Below are 3,454 nucleotides of genomic sequence, written 5' to 3'. Positions count from 1 at the left end.
AAACCTTAAACTATAAACTTTAAACCACTGAAGTGCAGCTTGCGAAACTTCAGTTATCTTTCTTTAAATTGTTTTGTGTCTTTCATGACCCTCCACATATATCGCGCTGAACGGACGAGAGGGACAAAGGTTCTCACATGCGCCACATCCTATGCAACGCGCCTCATTGACCACCGGAATCTTCGGAGAGTCAGGATTATCCTTGTCTGACGGCACCATCTGTATCGCACCTACCGGACAGTGACGCGCACAGTTACCACACGACACACCCTCCGTCAATGGAAGACAATTCTCCTTCACCCATACGGCATGACCGATCTGCACAGATGATTTCTCTGCCTTATCTATCTTGATTATGGCTCCAGCCGGACATACCTCCGAGCATTTCGTACATTCCGGACGGCAATAGCCCAGTTCGTATGAGGCACGTGGCTGCATTAGCGTGTCGAGATCTGACGATGGACGCAGCACTCCGTTGGGACAAGCCACCACGCATAGCTGACAACCCGTGCAATGCTGGGTGAGATGCTTGATCCCCTGTGCGCCGGGAGGCACTATCGGAGTCTTACGGGCAGGCACCTTCTTATCCTCGATATGGGCAAGACCGCCATCGACAGTCTTCTCCTCAGCCTTCAGTAGCACGGCTGTGCCGACAGCCATTGACGTCACCACGAAACTGCGACGCGACATACCGGAAGCCTCGGCTCCCGACTCCGACGCCACATCCACTTTTCTTCTGCGTGAATATGAGATTGCTCCCTTAGTGCATTTTTCAAGACAATCCATACATGCCACACAACGCGAATAATCAATTCTATGGTTCTTGCTGTCGATACATGCCGACTTGCAGTTGCGGGCACACAATCCGCAACCGTTGCATTTAGTAGTGTCGATTACCGGACTGAACAACGAATATTTCGACAGGAATCCCAAGACAGTCCCCACGGGGCAAATCGTGTTGCAATACGTGCGTCCGTTACGCCACGCAAGGAAACCGAGTATCACCAGCGTAGCCACGGCAATGCCGAACGTCACCCAACTGCGCACCCACACGTCGACCGTATAGAAAGCGTAGCTCTCCCTGCGTGCAGCCCACTCGGCAAGCAGATTGTTGCCGAAAGCCCATATCGGTGAAAGGAGATTCTGTGCAATCCTGCCATACGCGCTGTAAGGCGCAAGGAGTGCAAACAGCGAACCTATGCCTGCAACCGCAGCCACCACCATCACTCCAAGCATAACATATCTCAGCACACTCTTCGCGCGGGAATAAGAATAACGGTTCTTCTTGCTTCTCTTCCCTAACCATCCGAAGATATCTTGCATGACACCTAACGGACATATCACCGAACAATACACTCTACCGAAAAGCAAAGTCAACGCGACCAACGCGATGATAACCCCCACATTCAACGCCATCAAGGCGGGCAAGAACTGAATCTTTGCCATCCATCCGAGCCACGCATGAGCGATGCCGGAGAAATCAAGAAAAAGGAGTGTTATGCAACTGAAAAACACCAGTGCAAAAGTAATTCTGATTTTTCTTAACATGATTTTATAGGTTAGACGATAAGTTTCTGCAAATATACACCTAATAATTCAAATTATCACAATCATTCTCTAAAATACAATAATTCCTGCAACCCAACAAAAAAATAGAGACGCCGATCGGCAGCGTCTCTATCAATTTTTACATACATCTTTATATTTTCAGTTCCTATTTCCCGGCGACAGATGTGCCCGCGCGTCCCTGTCCGTTTAGTTGATAAAGCAGCGAAGGCGTGATGACGGTATGGCGTTTGTCAAAATGTACACCGTTCATCTGTAAGGGAGTCATTACAGTCGCACCCGGGATTTTGCTTATATCTATGCTTTTCATATTCTGAATGGAATAAGAGGGTTATATGTGGATGGTTAAGACGTCTTAACTTCACTTGCCGACGAGGATGCAGCAAACCGTTTGATAAGGAAATCATCAAACCTGTTTATCGCAAGCAACACAACCCCATATACACAGCCAAGTATCACGAAATCCCAGCCAAGCGGGAACACTTGCTTTGTCCAGCCTCCGATAAGATAAGCCACAAACAGGAGCCACAATGTGCATTGCACACACACGCACAACGTGCACCACGTCTTTGCCACAAACTTCTGATACGATATACTCCAGACCGTATAGGGGAGACACAATATGTTGATTGCCGCCAGTGCAGGCAACGTCTGGGGGAACAGTAGCATTGCCATAAGACTGACCGAGAAATACGCCAGTCCCACCTCACTCCATTTCACAATACCCATGAATGACGAGGCTTCCGACTGCGCTATCTCATCGCATCCACCCTCCTCAATGGCGGAGCAGACCGCATTGGCTGCAGCCGTGTGTATACCGAGAGATTTCTGCACAAGGCTCCAGGAGAACCACAGACCCGCTATATCAAATATCATTACAACCCAGGCTGCCACATGGCAATACAGGCCGTCTGCCCACATACCCACGACAAGAAGCACCGGCAGCAGTATGAGTAATGTCCACCTCTTCACTCCCGAAGCAATCTCCGCCACATGATGGCGGGTATATCCTGGCTCGATACTTTCCGAAGAGTCTGACACAAGAAGTGCGACTCCGTTCCAAGCATCCAGAACGGCATCAATTGATGCCTCAAACTCCTTATGCTGGGAAAGATACGTCACCTGACCACCTCCAATTTTCTCCACTATGATAAAACCATCGGGCGTATCGGCAAGAAATGGCACCGGCATAACTGCCAATGCATTACGTCGTTCCTCGGAAGCAACCGATATTCCGGCAGTAGCGACGCCATACTCTCTCAACAATTTCGACAGACCGAACATCGACCGGAATGGCATCTGCGAGAAACGCTTGTCGGAATATAACTCCGTATGGCGCACCCCAAGCACAGTGAGCAAGTCAGACAACAGTGTAGCCATGACGAAAATACCGTTACGTTACATATATTTCTCTATTTTCGCAAGCAACACCTCGCCATCCATCTCTCCTGTCTGACGCCACATCTCCTCTCCATCGCGATAGATGATAAATGTAGGCAACGATTCCACACCCAAATCCTGCGACAGTTTATCATACTCATCAATGTCAAACTGATGGATTGCTACCTGACCGGCAAGTAACTCCTTTATCTGAGCCACCACCGGCATCATTCTCTGGCAATGAGGGCACCAAGACGCATAAAACTCGACAAGCACTGTCGTGGAAGAATTCACTAATTCACTATAATTCATAATACAATCAAGATTAAAAAATTTACTTTACAAGTCACAACGACTTCTCAATATCTAACAATCCAGATTCCTCAGAAGTTCTCATAATTCTACACACCTTGATAATAACAGCGACATCCTCCCAACGTCAGTTCAAAAGAATTATTTAAGTTTCGCAAGTTTTCCAACTTGCTTCACTTAAATGGTTTAAGGTTTA

The 3,454-nt window shown here is 48.0% G+C and carries 4 protein-coding genes; all 4 read right to left on the bottom strand.

Going from position 1 to position 3,454, the window contains the following annotated elements; translation table 11 throughout:
• Positions 1 to 63: 63 nt before the first annotated feature.
• Positions 64 to 1,548 (bottom strand): 4Fe-4S binding protein, encoded by a 1,485-nt coding sequence (locus E5331_RS19940; protein WP_123484056.1) that lies wholly within the window; start codon positions 1,546 to 1,548, stop codon positions 64 to 66.
• Positions 1,549 to 1,714: 166 nt separating this feature from the next.
• Positions 1,715 to 1,876, bottom strand: a complete 162-nt coding sequence (locus E5331_RS20515) for a hypothetical protein (RefSeq protein WP_168355324.1) — start codon at positions 1,874 to 1,876, stop codon at positions 1,715 to 1,717.
• A 35-nt stretch (positions 1,877 to 1,911) separates the two neighbouring features.
• Positions 1,912 to 2,946: a vitamin K epoxide reductase family protein gene (locus tag E5331_RS19935; RefSeq protein WP_123484055.1), complete on the bottom strand. Its 1,035-nt coding sequence runs from the start codon at positions 2,944 to 2,946 to the stop codon at positions 1,912 to 1,914.
• Positions 2,947 to 2,964: 18 nt separating this feature from the next.
• Entirely contained in the window at positions 2,965 to 3,258 is a 294-nt protein-coding gene (locus E5331_RS19930) for a thioredoxin family protein (protein WP_123484054.1), read from the bottom strand.
• Positions 3,259 to 3,454: the final 196 nt, after the last annotated feature.

Source organism: Lepagella muris (assembly GCF_004793975.1).
GTDB lineage: Bacteria > Bacteroidota > Bacteroidia > Bacteroidales > Muribaculaceae > Lepagella > Lepagella muris.
Note: the sequence above shows the minus strand (reverse complement) of the source record. Positions and strands in the feature narration are given on the sequence as shown.

What these genes read in the sequence shown, in the direction of transcription:
- E5331_RS20515 (WP_168355324.1), bottom strand. Translation starts at nt 1,876, where the DNA reads ATGAAAAGCATAGATATAAGCAAAATCCCGGGTGCGACTGTAATGACT.
- E5331_RS19935 (WP_123484055.1), bottom strand. Translation starts at nt 2,946, where the DNA reads ATGGCTACACTGTTGTCTGACTTGCTCACTGTGCTTGGGGTGCGCCAT.
- E5331_RS19940 (WP_123484056.1), bottom strand. Translation starts at nt 1,548, where the DNA reads ATGTTAAGAAAAATCAGAATTACTTTTGCACTGGTGTTTTTCAGTTGC.
- E5331_RS19930 (WP_123484054.1), bottom strand. Translation starts at nt 3,258, where the DNA reads ATGAATTATAGTGAATTAGTGAATTCTTCCACGACAGTGCTTGTCGAG.